Origin of the sequence: Acinetobacter sp. 742879, assembly GCF_000588535.1 — a bacterium.
GTDB classification, from domain to species: Bacteria; Pseudomonadota; Gammaproteobacteria; order Pseudomonadales; family Moraxellaceae; genus Acinetobacter; species Acinetobacter pittii.
The window spans coordinates 22,854-40,621 of the sequence record NZ_JFYC01000008.1; the positions used below are offsets into that span (position 1 = coordinate 22,854).

Below are 17,768 nucleotides of genomic sequence, written 5' to 3' on the forward strand. Positions count from 1 at the left end.
GACTTCATTTTATTAAAATGAGCCAATAAAAAACCCAGCCTTAGCTGGGTTTTTTATTAAATTTGAGATTGAATATAGTTTTGCAAGCCAATCAACTCAATTAAACGTAATTGCTTTTCTAACCAGTATGTATGGTCTTCTTCAGTATCTGATAATTGTTGACGCAACATATCACGGCTAATGTAATCGCCCTTCTCTTCACAAAGTTTGATACCTGTCGCTAATTTTTCACGAACATGATATTCAAGCGCCAAATCAGCTTTTAAACACGATACAACGTCTGTACCAACATTGATATCTTCACGATGCATGTTTGGTTTAGCACCTAAAAATAATACACGGCGAATAATCGCATCAGCATGAGAAGCTTCTTCTTGCATCTCATGATCAATACGTTCATAAATTTTATTTAAACCCCAATCTTCATACATACGAGAATGGATTAGATATTGATCACGGGCAGCCAATTCTCCGCCAATGAGCATATTTAAATAGTCTATGACTTCTGGATTGCCACGCATAATAAATCTCCTATCGTATGAGAACTATTATGGGCAATCTTAAAAGTGATTGCAAAACAAAAAATGGTTAAGTTTATGATTTTTATCAAATTAAAATGAGAAACATACGCATTTGCAGTTTAAGTTATTTAAATTTCCTCTGCAAAAAGAAACGCTTGTCCAATTTATAAGTTCAGACAAGCGTTAAAATATGGCTCAAACCATCAATTTATAAATTTGTAACTAAAATCAATGGTTCTTATTTCGGTAGATCTATTCGCTTAAAGTCTGCCCGTAGCTCGCCATGAGTGATAAGAAATCAGTCTCATTCATAACAGCAATACCTAGTTTTGCTGCTTTTTCTAATTTCGAACCAGCCTTCTCACCCGCAACAACACATTTGGTTTTACTCGATACACTACCGCTTACACGCGCACCTAATGCTTGTAGCATTTGTGTTGCCTGATCACGGGTCATTTGCTCTAATGTGCCCGTTAACACCCAGCTTTCGCCATTTAATGGCTGTCGTGTTGGTGCAGTCGGTGCATCCCAATGAATTCCTGCGACAATTAAGCGATCAAGCACTTCAATGTTGTGCGGTGCCAAGAAAAAGTCAGCAATCCACTCGGCAGTAATATCACCAACATCTGGTGTTTTCTTTAAAGCTTCAACATCAGCAGCTTTAAGCGCTTCCAAAGTTTGGAAAGTATTGGCTAACATTCTAGCTGTTGTTTCACCTACCCCACGAATTCCTAAAGCATAAATAAAACGCGCAAGCGTTGTCTTCTTACTGGCTTCAATGGCATCAATCAGATTTTGTACCGATTTCTCGCCCATTTTTTCAATCCCGAGTAAAGTTTCTCGGTGTTCGTGCAAATGGTAAATATCAGCAACATCTTTGAGCAAATCGAGATGTAATAAAGACTCTACCCAACGATCGCCTAGACCTTCAATATCCAGAGCTTTACGTGATACGAAGTGACGAATCGCTTCAATACGCTGTGCAGCACAGTACAGTCCACCAGAACAACGTGCTAAAGCTTCCCCTTCAGGCATTACCACTGGTGAGGCACAAACAGGACAGTTATCTGGTAAATGTACAACTTCGGCATCAACAGGACGGAATTCTGGCCAAACTTTTTCTACTTTAGGAATAACATCGCCTGTACGATAAACACTCACCGTATCACCAACACGTACATCTAGGCGATGGATCTCACCAATGTTGTGTAAAGTTACATTGGAAACCGTAACTCCCCCTACAAATACAGGGTTTAAACGCGCTACTGGAGTCAAAGTACCTGTACGCCCTACTTGCCAATCAATCTGATCAACCGTAGTTAATGCAGCTTGTGCAGGGAATTTATAAGCAGTTGCCCAGCGTGGTTCACGACTTAAAAAACCAAGTTGTTGTTGTTGCTTTAAGTCATCAACCTTTACAACCATCCCGTCAATTTCAACTTGTAAATCTGAACGTTCTTGCTGAATTTGCTCATATCGCTGCTGCACTTCTTGAATCGAATTACACAGATATTGACGTTCAGCAATTTCAAATCCAAGTTTTGTGAGCCATTGCAGACTGTCATGCATGGTAGTTAAGCCATGATTAGGTTCACATTGAGCAATGCCGTAAGCATAAAATGCTAACGGTCGAGCCGCAGCAATATTAGGATCGAGCTGTCTTAAACTACCAGCTGCTGCATTACGCGGATTCGCAAATGTTTTATCACCTTTGGCTTCCTGTTCGGCATTGAGTTTTTCAAAACCGGACTTTGGCATAAGTACTTCACCACGAACTTCCAGCAAACGTGGAATTTCAAAGTGATCTGAATGTAACACTTTAGGCAAATTACGTATCGTTTTAACGTTCTGGGTAATGTCTTCCCCAGTTTCTCCGTCACCACGAGTAACGCCACGTATTAACACACCATTTTCATACCAGAGAGAAATCGCAAGACCATCTAGTTTTAGTTCAACTTCATATTGTACTTTTTGCTTAGGCAAACGCTCTTCCACACGACGTGCAAATGCAAACAAGTCTTCCTGATTAAAAACGTTCCCCAAAGAAAGCATCGGAACTACATGAGTCACACTTTGAAATTTAGAGAGAGCTTGTCCACCTACTTTTGTTGTTGGCGAATCTGATTGAACAAGATCAGGATATTGCTCTTCTAAAGCTTTTAACTGGTGAAATAAATGATCATATTCACTGTCCGAGATTGTCGGCTGATCCATGACATAGTAGGCATGGTTATGCTTTGCAATCAGTTGAATAAGCTGACGCATCTGTTCGATCACGGAAGTTGTTGCCATTATGTTATTCACCATAAAAAAGGGTGGAAATTTCTCCACCCTGAGCTGCGACTAGATATGTTGCAATTATCGCAACGAACGTAAAAAATTAAAACTAGGCAGTCGCCTGTGCCGGACGATAATCAATCACATGATGACGCCAGTGCTCTTTTAACTGTGGCGTAAATTCAAGATTATTCTCATCGTAAACTTTGCCATCAATTTCGCGAGCAATTAAACCTGCAATACTCGCCATCATGTCAAAACCAGTCACGGCTTTACTGTTTGGAAGGGCAAGGAAAAATGCTAACCCTTGAACTTGTTCAGTAGATAAAGTTTCAAGATCAAACCCAGCTGGTCCATTGTCTGTCATACGCAATACAGAGAACATGAGTACGCTCGGCTCATCGGTATTTTCATAACGGTGGAAGCACGACATTTCACCATAGCGTAAACCATATTTTAACAGCACTTTAAGCGCTTTATCGCCAGACAATGCTCGACGAGGGTTTGGATAAACATTTAGCGCAATAATCTGTTCAGCCATCGCTAATGAACTTTCATCATCATAGCGTTGCTGTTCATGTAAATGCACATCCAGAATATTACTCTCGCCTTCAAACTCAGCAATTTCGGCGGTTTCTATATTCGGGTTCAAACTCAACTCAGGCTCAGTTTTTTCGCTTTCAGCTTCCAGGTTTTCTTTTGCTAAAGCTTCAGCTTCCGGTTTAACAGAAGCTGTATCAACCAACTCAACTGAACCATCTTTATGAATGGCAGAGCTTGGTACTGTTTCTTGAGATTTAATTTCTTCTACAGAAGCGTTTTCAACAACTGATTGAGTTTGTTCGGCTTGAATTGCTTTAGCGGGTTCTACGGTCTCAATTTCTGACTGTTTTGTTTTAGGTACTTGTGACGGCGCAGCTTCGCTTAAAGTCGGTTCTACTCGCTCTGCACTAGTCACCGCTACAGATTCTGCTTCAGTTTTCTCAAGCTGGTCTCTCACGTACCTAGGTATAACTGGTTGATTGCTATCAGGATTAATATGCAAATCACTGTCTAATGAGGGTTCAGCATGGTTTGGCTTTTTTAAAATCATTTTTAAGCCAATTAGCATAATTATAATGGCAACAACGATGCCAATAATCGTATTGATTTCCATTCTATGACTCCGAAACTAACCCGTATTCTTTTGCCTGTTCTAGATCGACAGTGACTAATTTTGATGTACCCGGTTCAGGCATGGTCACACCCAACAAATCAGTTGCCATGGTCATCGCCAGCTTATTATGTGTAATGTAAATGAATTGTACATGTTCAGAAAGCTCTTTTACCAAATTACAATATCTCTGAACATTCGCATCATCAAGTGGTGCGTCCACTTCATCTAGTACACAAAACGGTGCCGGATTTAATCTAAAAATCGCAAATACTAATGCTAACGCTGTTAAAGCCTTTTCTCCACCGGAAAGTAATGCTAGAGAACTATTTTTCTTACCCGGTGGCCTTGCCATCAGTTTAACACCAGATTGCCAGTCATCTTCAAGACTTAAACTCGCCTCACCACCATTAAAAACCTTTGGAAACAGGTTTTGCAACTCCTGATTGATCTGATCAAAAGTTGTCATAAACAGCTTACGAGTTTCTTGGTCAATGCTTTTCATCGCATCTTTTAATTGAGTTACTGTATTTTCCAAATCTTGAATCTGGTGACTCAGCTCATCAAAACGCTGAGAAACTTCTTCAAACTCTTGTGAAGCGGCAAGGTTAACCGCTCCAATTTTTTCAAACTGTTTCTGTACTTTTTCCAGTTTTTGCTGGTGCTCGGCTAAATCTATTTGTAAGCCTTTTTGAAACTCGGCATTTAGCTCTTTAAGCTGCTCTTGGTAATGTTCACGATCTGACTTGGCTGCTTGCCATGCCAACCGTTTCGCTTCAAGTTGTTCTCTAAGCTGCTCATCTTTTTGTTGATATTGATGACGCTGATCGGTCAAAGTCTGCTGTTTTTCCTGCACACTATTGAGTTCAATCTGCCATTCATTCCAGTTCTTTTGCAACTTTTCAGTTTGAGCAAATTGTTGCTGAAACTCTGACTCAAGATTTGGTAGCTCTAATTGAATAGGGTCAACAAACTTTTTCGCTTGCTCCATTTGAACATTAATTTGGTGATATTGGCTTTGCAAGAATGAGATATCTTTTTCAAGCAACTCAATCTGTTGAGTTGTCTGCGTGCTATTACGGCGTAAAATTTCACGTTCTTGTTGCTGATGTTGCAAGGCTTGTTGCTGCTCGTCTAACTGCTCTGTTAATTCTTCTACCCGAAATTGCAAAGTTTTATAGTCAGGTAAAATGGTTTCGAGCTTAATTGCTAATGCATGCAAATCAATTTCAAGATCATCTTTTTGCATTGCATCTTCTTCAAGCTGCATGTCTAACTGACCAAGTTGATCTTTTAATTGCTGTTTTTGCAGTAAAAATGCTTGTGCTGCGGTTTGTTGCTTGGCAATTTGCACATCAAGTTGTTGCAAGTCTTTTTGTTTTTGTTTAATGACTTGTTGTTTTTGCTGTAGATCAACTTGTAACTGCCCTAGCTCATCTTTTTGTTGAACTACAATTTGATCTAGTGTTTGTAATTGAGGTTGTTGCTTTTCAAGAGCTTGTTCAATTTCATCTAGACGAATACGGTGGCTCAGCATACCTTGTGCACTTTGACTTTCGTCATCATACATAAGGGCAATCACCCAATCCTGCCCGACATGATAGCCATCTAAAGTCAAAACAGACTGACCATGTTGCAACTGCTTTTGCTCATTTAAAGCTTGAGTCAAATCTTGTGCAATCGCTACATTTGAAAAGATTGATAGCTGTGGCGATGCAATCCACTCATTCAAACAAGCCAAGTTACCTTTAAATTTACTTGTTTGCTCTGAAGGTTTTAGCTGGCGAGCAACCCCTTCTTGAAAGACTTGTTCAGTCTCAAGAATATGAGCTTGTAACCATTTTGCTAAAAACTTCTCAACAATCTGCGCATGTGGTTTACCTTGCTCAGTTAACTCTAGAGTCTGCATTAAACGTAGCGTATCTTGGTTCTGCTTTGAACTTTGTTTAGCAACAAGCTGGCTTAGGTTTTTCTGCTCTGATAATAAAACTTGGATTTCTGTTTTCAGAGTTTGCTGCTGATTTTTACTTGATTGATGTTGCTGTTGAGATTGCTCTAAATGCAGTAATTGTTGCTCAATTTCAGTTTCAAGCGACGCGATTTCGCCAAGTAATTTCTGTTGCAGTTGCTCAAGCTCGCCCTGCTCATCTTCATGAACATGCGATTGAATTTGGTTTGCTTGATGTTGCAGCGTTTCTTTTTGCTGCTCAATGCGCTGAACATTTTTACCCAACTGTTCAATTTGAGCTGACATCTGCATTTTTTGCTGCTGTTGTTTTTCAACCTGAGCTTTTATTTGTTCAAACTGTTGTTGTGCTTGTTTTTGCTGAGATTGTAAATCAGCAAAGTTTTGTTCAGCCTCCGTCGCTGTATGCTCAACTCCCGCTAAAGCTTCTGTTTGTTCTTCTAGCTGATTATTCAGTGTTTCAAGTTGCAATTCAGAAAGCTGTAAACGTTCTTTAGTTTGGAATCTTTGCTGCTCTAACTGAACGAGAGTCGTACTATTTTGCTGGTATAGACTCTGTTTTTGTTCAAGAGTCATTTTAAGTTCAGATAGTTTCTTTTCAGCTTGTTGCCATTCTTGTTGTAGCGGTGAAGATTGCTGAATAAGTCGCTGAAACAAAGCACTGGTTGCTTCTAAATCATGTTCAATCGTGCTTAACTCTGAGCGAACCAATTTAAAGGTTTCACCCAATTCATTCATTTGAACAGTATATTCTTCTTGTAGACGTACACTTTTCTCTGCCTGAAAAGACAAAATTTCAATTTTGAGCGTACGGATCTGGCTTTCTAAAGTTTTATATTGAACCGCTGCTTCCGACTGACGCTTAAGCGTTTTAAGCTGCGATTTTAACTCTAGTGCAATATCGTCTAAGCGCGAAAGGTTTTGCTCTGTATGTTCAAGATGCTGCAAAGTTTCACGACGACGAGCCTGATAACGAGAAACACCCGCGGCTTCCTCAATGAACACACGCATTTCTTCAGGCTTGGCATCAACCAAGCGGTTAATCATGCCTTGCTCAATGACCGCATAAGAGCGTGGTCCTAAGCCTGTTCCCAAGAAAATATCGGTAATATCACGGCGGCGACAACGTGTACCATTTAAGAAATATTCTGACTTACCCTCACGCGTGACCTGACGGCGAACAGCTAATTCATTATAAGCATTATACGATCCGCCCAACTTTCCATAAGTATTATCAAAGCGTAGCTCAACACTGGCCACACCAACGGGCTTACGTTTGGAAGTCCCCGTAAAAATAACATCTTGCATGCTACCACCACGGAGCTGACGAGCGTTTGACTCACCCATCACCCAGCGGATCGCATCAATTACATTGGATTTGCCACAACCATTTGGACCAACCACTGCTGTGCGGTTAGCCTTAAAATTTAAGGTTGTACTATCTGCAAAAGATTTAAAGCCGGAAAGTTTTAAACTGCTTAAACGCATAATGCCCTAACTAGCGGCGTGAGCGTCTTGCCCAAGCCAATTCAATCTGTTTCATTCGTGTCAGCGATTCCAACACAAGGTTACGTAAGTGTCGACAAAAATCTTCCATAAATAAAGCGGCTTGTTGTGATTTTCGGATTAAAATTGCATCAGTCACGAGTTTAAATAATGCAAATGCTTCTTGTAGTTCCCGCTTAGAGGTATTTAAGGTCAAAAAATAACTACGACGTAATGAAGGTAGTAACTCTTTATAAAATTTCATTAGATAAGGATTCCCCACCATATCTTGCTGTTCAGCTAAATATTGGAAGACTCCATCATAAAATTTTTCGATATCACCTGCTTTGACATGCTCAAGAAGTTGCTCTAATAGCAACTGTAATTGATCTGCTTCATGCGCACGCCATGTTTCACTCATGCGTTGTACAATATGCCCCAATAACATCATATTTGTATCAAACAACGCTTTAACTTGTTGTGCAGACATTTCTGAAACAATTGCCCCACGGCGTGGAAAAATCTCAATTAAATGAGTACGCTCTAATAATAACAATGCTTCACGAACTGATCCTCGGCTAACGTCAAGTTCTTTGGCAATACGTAGTTCTTGAATACGTTCGCCTTCTACTAGCTCGCCACTAATGATCTGTTCGCTAATATATTTGACAATTTGCTCAGAAAGACTTTCTGTGTCTTCGAGATTCATAAATCACCCGCTACTTTTTATATGCATTAATCCATGCTTTTCTTTCGCATCCTTGTTTTTAACTGATCCCATCGATTAAAAACTATGTCATTGTCTGACAATTTTATTGCATTTTAAGCCAACTCATTTAAAAACAACACCAAAATCAGATGAATAAAAGCCCCAAATGTTCTTATTTTACTGAATAAAAAAAGCTCGAATTTCTAAAAACTCAAGCTCTTAAATCGTAGTTCTAGTGAGATTAATATTTTACTCTCTAGTGCATAATCCCTTTATAAATAAAGTAACTACCTACCACCACTAACAGGCAAGCAAAACATTTTTTTAACATCTGCGGCGACAACGCATGAGCAACCTTTGCTCCAAACTTCGCTGTGACAAAACTCATGACACTAATGCCAATAAACGCATAGATATGTACATAACCAATCGTGTTAGGCACTGAGATTTGTTCTTTTGCACCAAACCACATAAAGCCAATCGCTCCAGCAACCGCAATTGGTAAACCGCAAGCGGCAGAAGTCGCGACTGCTTTTTGCATGACCACGCCATGACGGTTTAAGTATGGAACGGTTAAACTTCCTCCCCCAATTCCAAAAATTGCAGAGGCAATACCAATGCCTCCACCCGCCATGAATTGCATAGGGGTTGAAGGGAGCTGACGCGTTGGATCAACAACTACATGTGCTCCTTTAAACATCCTATAGGCCATCACAACCGCAAAAATACCAATAAGAAGTTGCAAATGCTGGCCAGACATCAGGTCAGCAATCCCCGCCCCTAAAAATGAACCCAACACCAGTCCAGGAGCTAAATTACGAAAAACAGGCCAAAGTACTGCACCCTTTTTATGATGAGCTGAAACAGAACTAAAAGACGTCACAATAATGGTTGCAAGCGATGTTCCGACTGCAATATGCATGATTACCGCTGGATCATAGTGTAACTGGGTAAAAACGACATAGAGGATTGGTACAATAATTAGTCCACCACCAACTCCAAACAATCCGGCAGTAAAACCAGCAATTGCACCAATGAGTAAATATATGATTAACTCCATAAATGTTTTACCACTCTGCTCATATTCAACATGGATTTAGAGACTCGCCAACTACAACAACTTTTAAGCGCAAAAAACCAGCTTCCAGAAGTGGTTTTATTAAAAGCAACCACAACTTCGACCAATGATGATATTCGTGAAATTGCCCAAAAAGGCATTACAACGGGCTTGGTTTGCAGTGCTCAACAAACTCAAGGGCGAGGTCAACATCAACGGCAATGGATTTCACCTGAAGGAAACATTTATTTAAGCACATTGGTGCAAACTCGAACACCCTTAGATGGTCGCTTAGCACTTGAAGTTGCTCTGAATATTTTGCAAATCCCCCAGTTACAAGCGCTGAATTTGCAAGTGAAATGGCCAAACGATTTATATAGTGCTCAGGGCAAATGGGGTGGAATTTTAGTCGAACCACTGTCTCAGCATCAGGCTATTGTAGGTGTAGGTATTAATTTAAAAACACCACCAGTGACTGATAGTGATCAGCCAATTACCTCTTTAGAGGATTTAGGTCTAGAGCAAATGGGTCGTCTTGAGTTAATTTCAGAGCTCTATGTTGCCATTCAAAATGCTGCTCGCTGGTTTGATCATGGCTGCTACAATTTAGCGGGACGTTTTAACCATCATGCGGCATGGATTAATCAGCTAGTTCAGTTTGAACATAGTCAGGGACTGGTACATGGCCGTTTCGTTGGAATCTCCAATGAAGGTGCAGTAATTCTTGAAACTCCAGAACCACAGCAGTTTTATCAAGGTCGCCTAAGACCACAAACAACTCAGTAATCAGGTATTTCCCCCATGAAAAGTTTATGGCTTGATATCGGAAACACCCGTTTAAAATACTGGATTACTGAAAATCAGCAAATTATTGAACATGCAGCTGAGCTACATTTACAGTCCCCTGCCGATTTATTACTTGGTTTAATTCAACACTTTAAGCATCAAGGCCTGCATCGAATCGGGATTTCTTCGGTACTCGATACCGAAAATAACCAACGTATTCAGCAGATTTTAAAATGGCTTGAAATTCCAGTAATTTTTGCCAAAGTTCATTCTGAATATGCAGGTTTACAGTGTGGTTATGAAGTCCCGAGTCAGCTCGGAATTGACCGCTGGTTACAAGTACTCGCTGTAGCTCAAGCAGATGAAAACTATTGCATTATTGGTTGCGGAACAGCGCTCACAATTGACCTAACTCAAGGTAAACAGCATTTAGGAGGTTACATCCTGCCTAATTTGTATTTGCAGCGAGATGCTCTTATTCAAAATACCAAGGGTATTAAAATTCCAGACTCCGCTTTTGACAATCTAAATCCGGGTAATAACACTGTAGATGCAGTACATCACGGTATTTTATTAGGCCTGATTAGTACCATTGAAAATATTATGCAGCAATCACCTAAAAAGCTGCTGCTGACTGGTGGTGATGCAAAACTATTTGCCAAGTTCTTACAAAAATATGAGCCTGTGGTGGAAACCGACCTTTTACTCAAAGGACTACAGCAATATATTGCTCATTATCCTAAAGACTAAAATACACAACAAAATAAAAGGCGCTATATGCGCCTTTTATTTTATGGATTTATTTCTTTTGGTCGTTGTTACCAAACAGTGGACCCATTCCGCCACCGCCACCGCCAAATTGCTTTTGCATATTGCCTAATGAACGCATCATTTTGCTCATACCAGATGGATTGGCAAACTTCTTCATCATTTTGGCCATTTGTGCTTGTTGCTTGATAAGTTTATTCACTTCAGCAACATCCATACCACAACCTGCCGCGATACGCTTTTTACGACTTGGGTTCATCAAGTCTGGGTTACGGCGCTCTTTAACAGTCATTGACTGGATAATCGCTTCCATCTTCTTGACTTGTTTTTCAGGGTTCGCTTGCTCAATCGCTTGCTGAATTCCTGCACCGCTCATGCCAGGCAACTTGTCTAAGAAGCCCATCATACCGCCCATTTTTTTCATTTGCTCAAATTGCATCAGCATATCTTCAAAGTTGAAGCTACCGCCTTTTTGCAATTTTTTCGCCATTTTTTCGGCTTTTTCTTTGTCGATTTTACGTTCAACTTCTTCGACTAAAGAAAGTACGTCACCCATGCCTAAAATACGTTGAGCAACACGGTCTGGATGGAATGGTTCTAAAGCGTCAAGCTTCTCACCCATACCCAAGAACTTGATTGGCTTACCAGTAATGGCACGCACAGAAAGCGCTGCACCACCACGTGCATCACCATCAGTTTTAGTAAGAATCACACCGGTAAGTGCTAAAGCATCATTAAATGCTTTTGCTGTATTTGCAGCATCCTGACCTGTCATGGCATCAACCACAAACAAAGTTTCAGTCGGCTTAACTGCTGCATGCAATTCTTTAATTTCATCCATCATGTCTGCATCGACATGTAGACGGCCTGCCGTATCGACAATCAATACATCAGCAAACTGGATTTTTGCCTGTTCAATTGCACGATTAACAATATCAATTGGCTTTTCAGAAGGATCTGAAGGAATAAAGCCTGCACCAACTTCATTTGAAACAGTTTCTAACTGTTTAATCGCTGCCGGACGGTAAACGTCGGCAGAGACAGTCATTACTTTTTTCTTTTGACGTTCTTTTAAGAAACGTGCCAGCTTGGCAGCAGTTGTGGTTTTACCTGCACCTTGTAAACCAGCAAGTAATACTACAACAGGAGGTTTCGCACTTAAATCAAGTGTTTCATTCGCCTCACCCATCATCTTGGTGAGTTCGTCATAAACAATTTTTACAAATGCCTGGCCTGGTGATAACTGAGTCATCACTTCTTGGCCCAATGCCTCTTCCTTAACTTTCGCGATAAATTCACGAGTTACAGGTAACGCGACATCGGCTTCAAGAAGTGCCATACGTACTTCACGTAAGGTATCTTTAATATTGTCTTCGGTCAGCTGCCCTGAGCCAGTAACATTTCTTAAACTCTGTGTGAGTCGTTCTGTTAAGGTATCAAACATTGCAAAATCCGCTTAAAATGGCTAGTTGCAAAAAAATCTTTCTCGAAATAGAAAATTTATGCATAGAATGCTATAGGATACTTTAGTTCGCAGCGAATTTATATCTTATATAGATGAATTAATCCTGAAAAAGGTTTGACATGATTAGCCTCCCCTTGGTTTATACAATTTTGGCACTCATCGCATATACCACTTCTTTCTGGTATCTGTTTATTCGTTTAATGTCAAAACGTGAACCAAACTCATGGTTATTTGCTTTTGTTACTATCTTGGCATTAGTACTGCACGGCACAGTTTTATGCGATGCCATGCTTACACCAGCAGGAATTAACTACGATGTATTTAACCTGATGTCTTTTACATCAGGGCTTATGTTATTGTTAAGCTTAATTTTTAGTACTTTTCGCCCTATTCTGCCATTAAATTTGTTAGGCATTCCTGTCGCAGCTATTGGTCTTATTTTAGGGTTTGCCTTTAGTCGACCAGATCAATTTATTGAACAGCATTCGTTAGGACTTGATACTCATATCATTCTTTCGCTTTCTGCCTATGCAGTTTTACTGATGGCAACCATACATGCGATCTTGATGTGGTTCCAAAATCGTGAACTCAAAAAGAAACAAAAAAAACGTTTCTGGGTCAACTTACTCCCGCCAATTCAAGCGATGGAATCTTTATTATTTGACCTAATCATTACAGGTTTCATTTTATTAACGATTGCGCTTACATTTGGTTTTTTAACAATTGATAGCTTCTTTGCTCAGCATCTCGCTCATAAAACCGTATTTAGTATTATTTCTTGGTTTATCTATGGCTCATTACTGATCGGCCATTACAAACTTGGCTGGAGAGGCCAAAAAGCAATTCGTTTTACCTTAATGGGTTTTGTACTTTTAGCGATTGGATTTATCGGCAGTAAATTTGTACTTGAGATGATTTTAGGGCGCTAGAGAAATTATAATTTAATCGATACTAGACAGCGTTATGCATATCCCGTATAACGCTGTTTTCGTTTTACTCAGGTGACACAGACTGTGAAACTCATACTCGCTCCAATGGAAGGTTTAACTGACCCGATCATGCGGGATACACTCACATCTGTTGGTGATTTCGACTGGTGTGTGACCGAATTTATTCGCGTTACAGACAGTATTTTGCCAGACCACATCTATTATAGTTTTTGTCCTGAACTAAAAAATGATGGTAAAACAGCAGCCGGTACCCCTGTTCATGTTCAGTTCCTAGGTAATAATCCAGATATGCTGGCAGCAAATGCAGCAAAAGTTGTTGAATTGGGTGCACCTGCAATCGACCTTAATTTCGGTTGTCCTGCAAAAACCGTTAATCGACATCGTGGTGGTTCAGTCCTTCTTGATGAACCAGACGTGGTACATCTGCTGATTAAAGCAGTGAGAGATGCTGTACCTGCTCATATTCCTGTTTCAGCAAAAATGCGTTTAGGTTACCTCGATGAAAACCATACAATGGAAAATGCCCACGCTGTCGAAGATGCAGGTGCAAGCTGGTTAACTGTACACGCTCGAACTAAAGCAGATGGCTATACACCACCAGCTTATTGGGAAAAAATTCTACCTATTAAAGAAGCTTTAAAAATTAATGTCATTGCTAACGGTGAAATCTGGACCAATGCTGATGCTAGAGCCTGTCAGCAACAATCTGGCTGTGAAGACTTAATGATTGGCCGTGGTGCGGTAACGACTCCAGATTTAACCCAATGCATTCGCCAAAATATGGATGAAGCATTATTTAGTTGGGAACAACTCGTTGACTTACAAATTCGCTTTTTAAACGGTCAAGCAAAAACAGAAATTGGGATGGTTGGTCGTTATAAGCAGTGGTTAGGCATGATGACCAAAGCCTATCCTCAAGCGAAAGAATTATGGGATCAGGTGAAACGTATTAAAGCTTTAGATGAAATTGTTCAACAATTAGAACACACCAGATCAGATACTATTTAACTCGGCATAGCCTTTAAAAAAAAGAGGGCGATTGTTTTCACAACTGCCCTCTTTCGTATTTCAGGTTAAGCTATTATTCTTTTTTAAAAGCCGCTTACTTTCATTTTAAAGTCAGTTACAGAAACGCCAGTGACACCAAAACTCCCCATAGAACCATTAGGTAAATTATTAAACGTTGTTGTATTTTGAGTACCCATATTCCCTAAAGTGACATTATTAAGTGAAGCATCAAATTTACTAGATGCGCCTGTATTCCCAAAAGTTAATCCAGTTGGATCAACTCCTGCATAAAAACCATCTAATACAAAACCAGTTGAGGTATTTGTTCCTGCAAACTTAAACCCAAATGTAGCACCCGTATTATCGGACACTAAAGTAATTGGACAACCCGTAGCAGCAGAACAAATAGATTGAATTGCCCCACCAAATTTAACCATGACGGACTGCGCAGCATGGCCCAGTTGAATATTTAAACGAGGTTTATTGGCTTGTACAAAGTTAATATCTAGATTTCCAGTAGAGCGAATGATTTCTTTTACACCCGTATTTACTGTCGTTCCCGAACTAAAAATTGATTTTGGTGCATAACTTGTTAATGCATAATCGGATGGGCTAGATAAAGATGTACTTGGGGCTAAATAAACTGAAAAAGGTAGAAGTCGAATTCCGTTTACATCATTCCCCATAGATATAGCTAAATTTAAAAAAGGATTTCCCCCCCCAGCATCGGTATCCATTGCAATATTAAAAGAAGGATTACCCGATACAGCGGCTTTAATAAACTCTATACCAGGAACTGGATTAGTAGAGTTTCCAGCAATAACAAAACCAGCCTTGCTGTTATAAGAAGTTGAAGCAATACCGTTAGTATCAATGAGTGCGACTTGATTAAATTTAACTTTATCGGCCTGAATTCCTAAAGTTAAACCATTTTGGCCCGTCGTTGCTGCAAGGCTTTGATCATCCAAAGGTTGCATTGCAAAAACACTTGAACTACTGACAAGTAGCAGCCAAAATCCTATATTTTTATTCTTCATGTCGCTCTAATCCTTAAGAGACAAACGCTTATTATTTGTTCAGACTATCAGAATAATATTCAAGTACAAAGCAATTATCTCTATAACCCGACGAATGCAAATCCAATCACACTAAAATAAAATTTATATAAAAAAGTGACGATAATCGTCACTTTTTTATATTAGTTAAAGGCCCCATTTCTAGGCACAATACTAAAGCTACTATTTAAACGTCCACCCGTAATTGCAAGCTCACCTAAACGTGCTCCCGCTCCTGTTGAAGGCGGATAGAAATTAATATCTTTAACACGTAACGCGCCGTCAATACTCTTATCAGGGTTGAAATAAACCGCTGTATTTACCCCAACTTTACCTAAACCACTTGTTGTATCTTTACCCACAACCAAAGCGGTATTAAACGCTAGCTTTCCTGTAATATTGTCAAAACCAATTGCAGAACCATCAATCGGATCACTAATTTGAACCGTATTTCCAGTTGCTGTCGCAGGCACTGTGAAATCGCCGAGTACAGTTAAAGCACTACCATCTGCAATTGAACTATTTGGCACAATTGATAAGTTAAGATCGCCACCTAAACGGAGTTTTAGACCAAATAAGACATCATTATTTTTGGCAAAATTATCAATAGGTGAAGAACATGAACCCGTCGCTGGACAAGTTTTATATTTAGCCCCTGGTAAATAACCAGCTGCAATTTCTGTTGATAAAGCAAGTAGCATCTCTTTTAAACTAATATTAAGACTGCCATTTTCTAAACCAATACTTCCATTACCTTTGAGGAACATATCAATATTACGTAAGCCCATGTAATAATCAGTAGGACTACCACCATTATTAGCATTTGGAGAACCATCAATTAATAAAATTGAGGTTGTTTTAGTTCCAGTCGCATCACGTCCCGTAGTTCCAGCAGCAATACCAAAACCTAAACGCGAAGTCGTTCCAGATGCAGCTACAGCATTTCGAATAGGCTTACCATTTGCATCTTTTGTATAGTAATAAGCACTATTTGCCGGTGCATCTAAACCATATACAGCAGCGTTAGCATTTAAATTATAAAAAGGTAAGGCTAAGCCCCACTGGTTATTTGCACCATTATCTGCAAACTGATTGGCAGCAGCAACATTTGCACTTGTAGTAAAACGACCGCGTCTTGAAAATGCTTGAAACTCTGCTCCACGCATCGCAAGAATTAAGCTAAACGGATTAGTCACCGTATCACGGTGAATATTATGCTGATAATCAGCAGCTGTTGTTAAAGTACCCGACCCTAAACGAATTGCATTTAAAGTCGCGTTGTTTGGCATTAATAATGTTTTTGTATCAGCAAGATTTAAATAAATATTTCCGCTGTCAAAATAACCGCGTGTAGCTGAGTTAAGACCTGTTAAATTACCAAATTCGAAACCATAGGCATTCAGACCTGCTCCACCAATTTCTAAAGTGGTTGCTTTGCCATCTGAGCCTAGCATTGAGTCATTGTCTTTAGTGAATTCACCTTTCATACGAAAGGCAATTCCAGAATTACCTAAAATACTATTACTTGAGCCCGTACCCGTAGCGGTATTTGCAGTGCCTAAAGTGGTGGTATCCGCCGTACCATCCATACCACGGACTTGTAAATAACTATTTACCATACGTCCGCTAGCACCTAAACGAATCAAACCTTTTGCATTCTGTGGGCTATTAGTTGCATCTAAAGCATAAGGATTAGTTTTATCTACATTCGAACTGAGCATCACCTCAATATTCAGGCCTGAATTGGTTACTTTGCCACTACTGTCAACATAAGTACCCGCAGTTAAACCAGAAGCTGAATCTGCTACACGGTTAAAATCAACATAGCCATAGGTAGTATTCGGAGTTTGTCCTACACCAGCAACATTAGTTCCAGTATTTGTCTGTAAAACCAAGCCACGAGTTGGGTCAATCAACATGGCTCCTTTACCAACAAAATTAAAGTTAAAATTTCTTAAAATTAATTGATTTAACTGGCTGCGAGCATCCAATTGCCCTAGATAAATATTGGCATTATTAATACCAAGTGTCATGCTTGACTGGCTATTTGCATTAAATAAGCCATCTTGGGTTGTAAGTGCCAAATTTAGTGGGGAAGTTGTTTGAATAGCCAGCTGGCCCATTGTTGGTGAACAAGTAGCAGAGGTATTACATACTTTAACGCTATTTACGGTAATAAGTGATGGACTGCTTTGCATAGAAAAGTCGAGTCCAGTTTTACCCGTAGTTGGGTTACTCCCTACATCTAAACGGTAATTTGTACTTAAAGGCTGACTAGATGCATTACTTTTTTGAACTTTTATCCCGCTCGCTTGAGCTCTTAAGACCTGATCTGCACTACTAGGTGTACCTGCATGGTCATCCCAGTAAGCATTATCAATATTGATTTCATTAAACGTCGTTTGAATCGAAATCCCATCTTGTCCATTAACAGCACTCAAGTCAGCATCTGTTAAAGCTTCTAACGCAAAAACATGTCCGCTCACTAACAACATGCTGGTTGTTAATGCGTTTAAAATAAACTTTGAGCTGTGATTTTCTTTATTTTTTTTCATCACTTCAGTTCCT

General features: G+C 39.7%; 13 protein-coding genes. 4 read left to right on the forward strand and 9 right to left on the reverse strand.

The window, feature by feature from the left end; genetic code table 11:
* Nucleotides 1–56: 56 nt before the first annotated feature.
* The 6 genes from ftn to J690_RS15370 all read right to left on the reverse strand — a co-directional run bounded on the left by ftn (nt 57) and on the right by J690_RS15370 (nt 9,171).
* Entirely contained in the window at nt 57–521 is a 465-nt protein-coding gene (ftn, locus tag J690_RS15345; RefSeq protein WP_001214863.1) for a heteropolymeric bacterioferritin subunit Ftn, read from the reverse strand.
* Nucleotides 522–773: 252 nt separating this feature from the next.
* Entirely contained in the window at nt 774–2,813 is a 2,040-nt protein-coding gene (gene ligA, locus J690_RS15350) for an NAD-dependent DNA ligase LigA (RefSeq protein WP_032036774.1), read from the reverse strand.
* Nucleotides 2,814–2,907: 94 nt separating this feature from the next.
* Nucleotides 2,908–3,954 carry a cell division protein ZipA C-terminal FtsZ-binding domain-containing protein gene (locus tag J690_RS15355; protein WP_032036775.1) on the reverse strand — a complete coding sequence of 349 codons (1,047 nt, stop codon included), beginning with the start codon at nt 3,952–3,954 and terminating at the stop codon, nt 2,908–2,910.
* 1 nt (nt 3,955) lies between these two features.
* Nucleotides 3,956–7,405: a chromosome segregation protein SMC gene (smc, locus tag J690_RS15360; protein ID WP_032036776.1), complete on the reverse strand. Its 3,450-nt coding sequence runs from the start codon at nt 7,403–7,405 to the stop codon at nt 3,956–3,958.
* Between the two features lie 10 nt (nt 7,406–7,415).
* Nucleotides 7,416–8,111 (reverse strand): GntR family transcriptional regulator, encoded by a 696-nt coding sequence (locus J690_RS15365; protein WP_002120391.1) that lies wholly within the window; start codon nt 8,109–8,111, stop codon nt 7,416–7,418.
* A gap of 256 nt (nt 8,112–8,367) precedes the next feature.
* On the reverse strand, nt 8,368–9,171 hold the full coding sequence (locus tag J690_RS15370) for a sulfite exporter TauE/SafE family protein (RefSeq protein WP_014205929.1): 804 nt from the start codon (nt 9,169–9,171) through the stop codon (nt 8,368–8,370).
* 30 nt (nt 9,172–9,201) lie between these two features.
* Here J690_RS15370 and J690_RS15375 point away from each other — a divergent pair, with 30 nt between their 5' ends.
* The gene (locus tag J690_RS15375) at nt 9,202–9,954 is read left to right on the forward strand and encodes a biotin--[acetyl-CoA-carboxylase] ligase (RefSeq protein WP_019767930.1); all 753 of its coding nucleotides are present in this window, start codon (nt 9,202–9,204) and stop codon (nt 9,952–9,954) included.
* Between the two features lie 15 nt (nt 9,955–9,969).
* On the forward strand, nt 9,970–10,704 hold the full coding sequence (locus tag J690_RS15380; protein ID WP_005803245.1) for a pantothenate kinase: 735 nt from the start codon (nt 9,970–9,972) through the stop codon (nt 10,702–10,704).
* Between the two features lie 49 nt (nt 10,705–10,753).
* Here the strand turns inward: J690_RS15380 and ffh are convergent, their stop codons facing one another.
* Nucleotides 10,754–12,166, reverse strand: coding sequence for a signal recognition particle protein (gene ffh / locus J690_RS15385; protein ID WP_002120334.1), 1,413 nt, complete (start codon nt 12,164–12,166; stop codon nt 10,754–10,756).
* Between the two features lie 140 nt (nt 12,167–12,306).
* Between ffh and J690_RS15390 the strand changes: the two genes are divergently transcribed.
* Nucleotides 12,307–13,116, forward strand: a complete 810-nt coding sequence (locus J690_RS15390) for a cytochrome C assembly family protein (RefSeq protein ID WP_002120294.1) — start codon at nt 12,307–12,309, stop codon at nt 13,114–13,116.
* Between the two features lie 84 nt (nt 13,117–13,200).
* On the forward strand, nt 13,201–14,145 hold the full coding sequence (locus J690_RS15395) for a tRNA dihydrouridine synthase (protein WP_025464116.1): 945 nt from the start codon (nt 13,201–13,203) through the stop codon (nt 14,143–14,145).
* 83 nt (nt 14,146–14,228) lie between these two features.
* On the opposite strand, the gene J690_RS15400 is transcribed toward J690_RS15395, so the two are convergent.
* Nucleotides 14,229–15,182, reverse strand: a complete 954-nt coding sequence (locus J690_RS15400; RefSeq protein ID WP_032036777.1) for a DUF6160 family protein — start codon at nt 15,180–15,182, stop codon at nt 14,229–14,231.
* Between the two features lie 161 nt (nt 15,183–15,343).
* Entirely contained in the window at nt 15,344–17,755 is a 2,412-nt protein-coding gene (locus tag J690_RS15405) for a DUF6160 family protein (RefSeq protein WP_019767931.1), read from the reverse strand.
* Between the last annotated feature and the right edge of the window lie 13 nt (nt 17,756–17,768).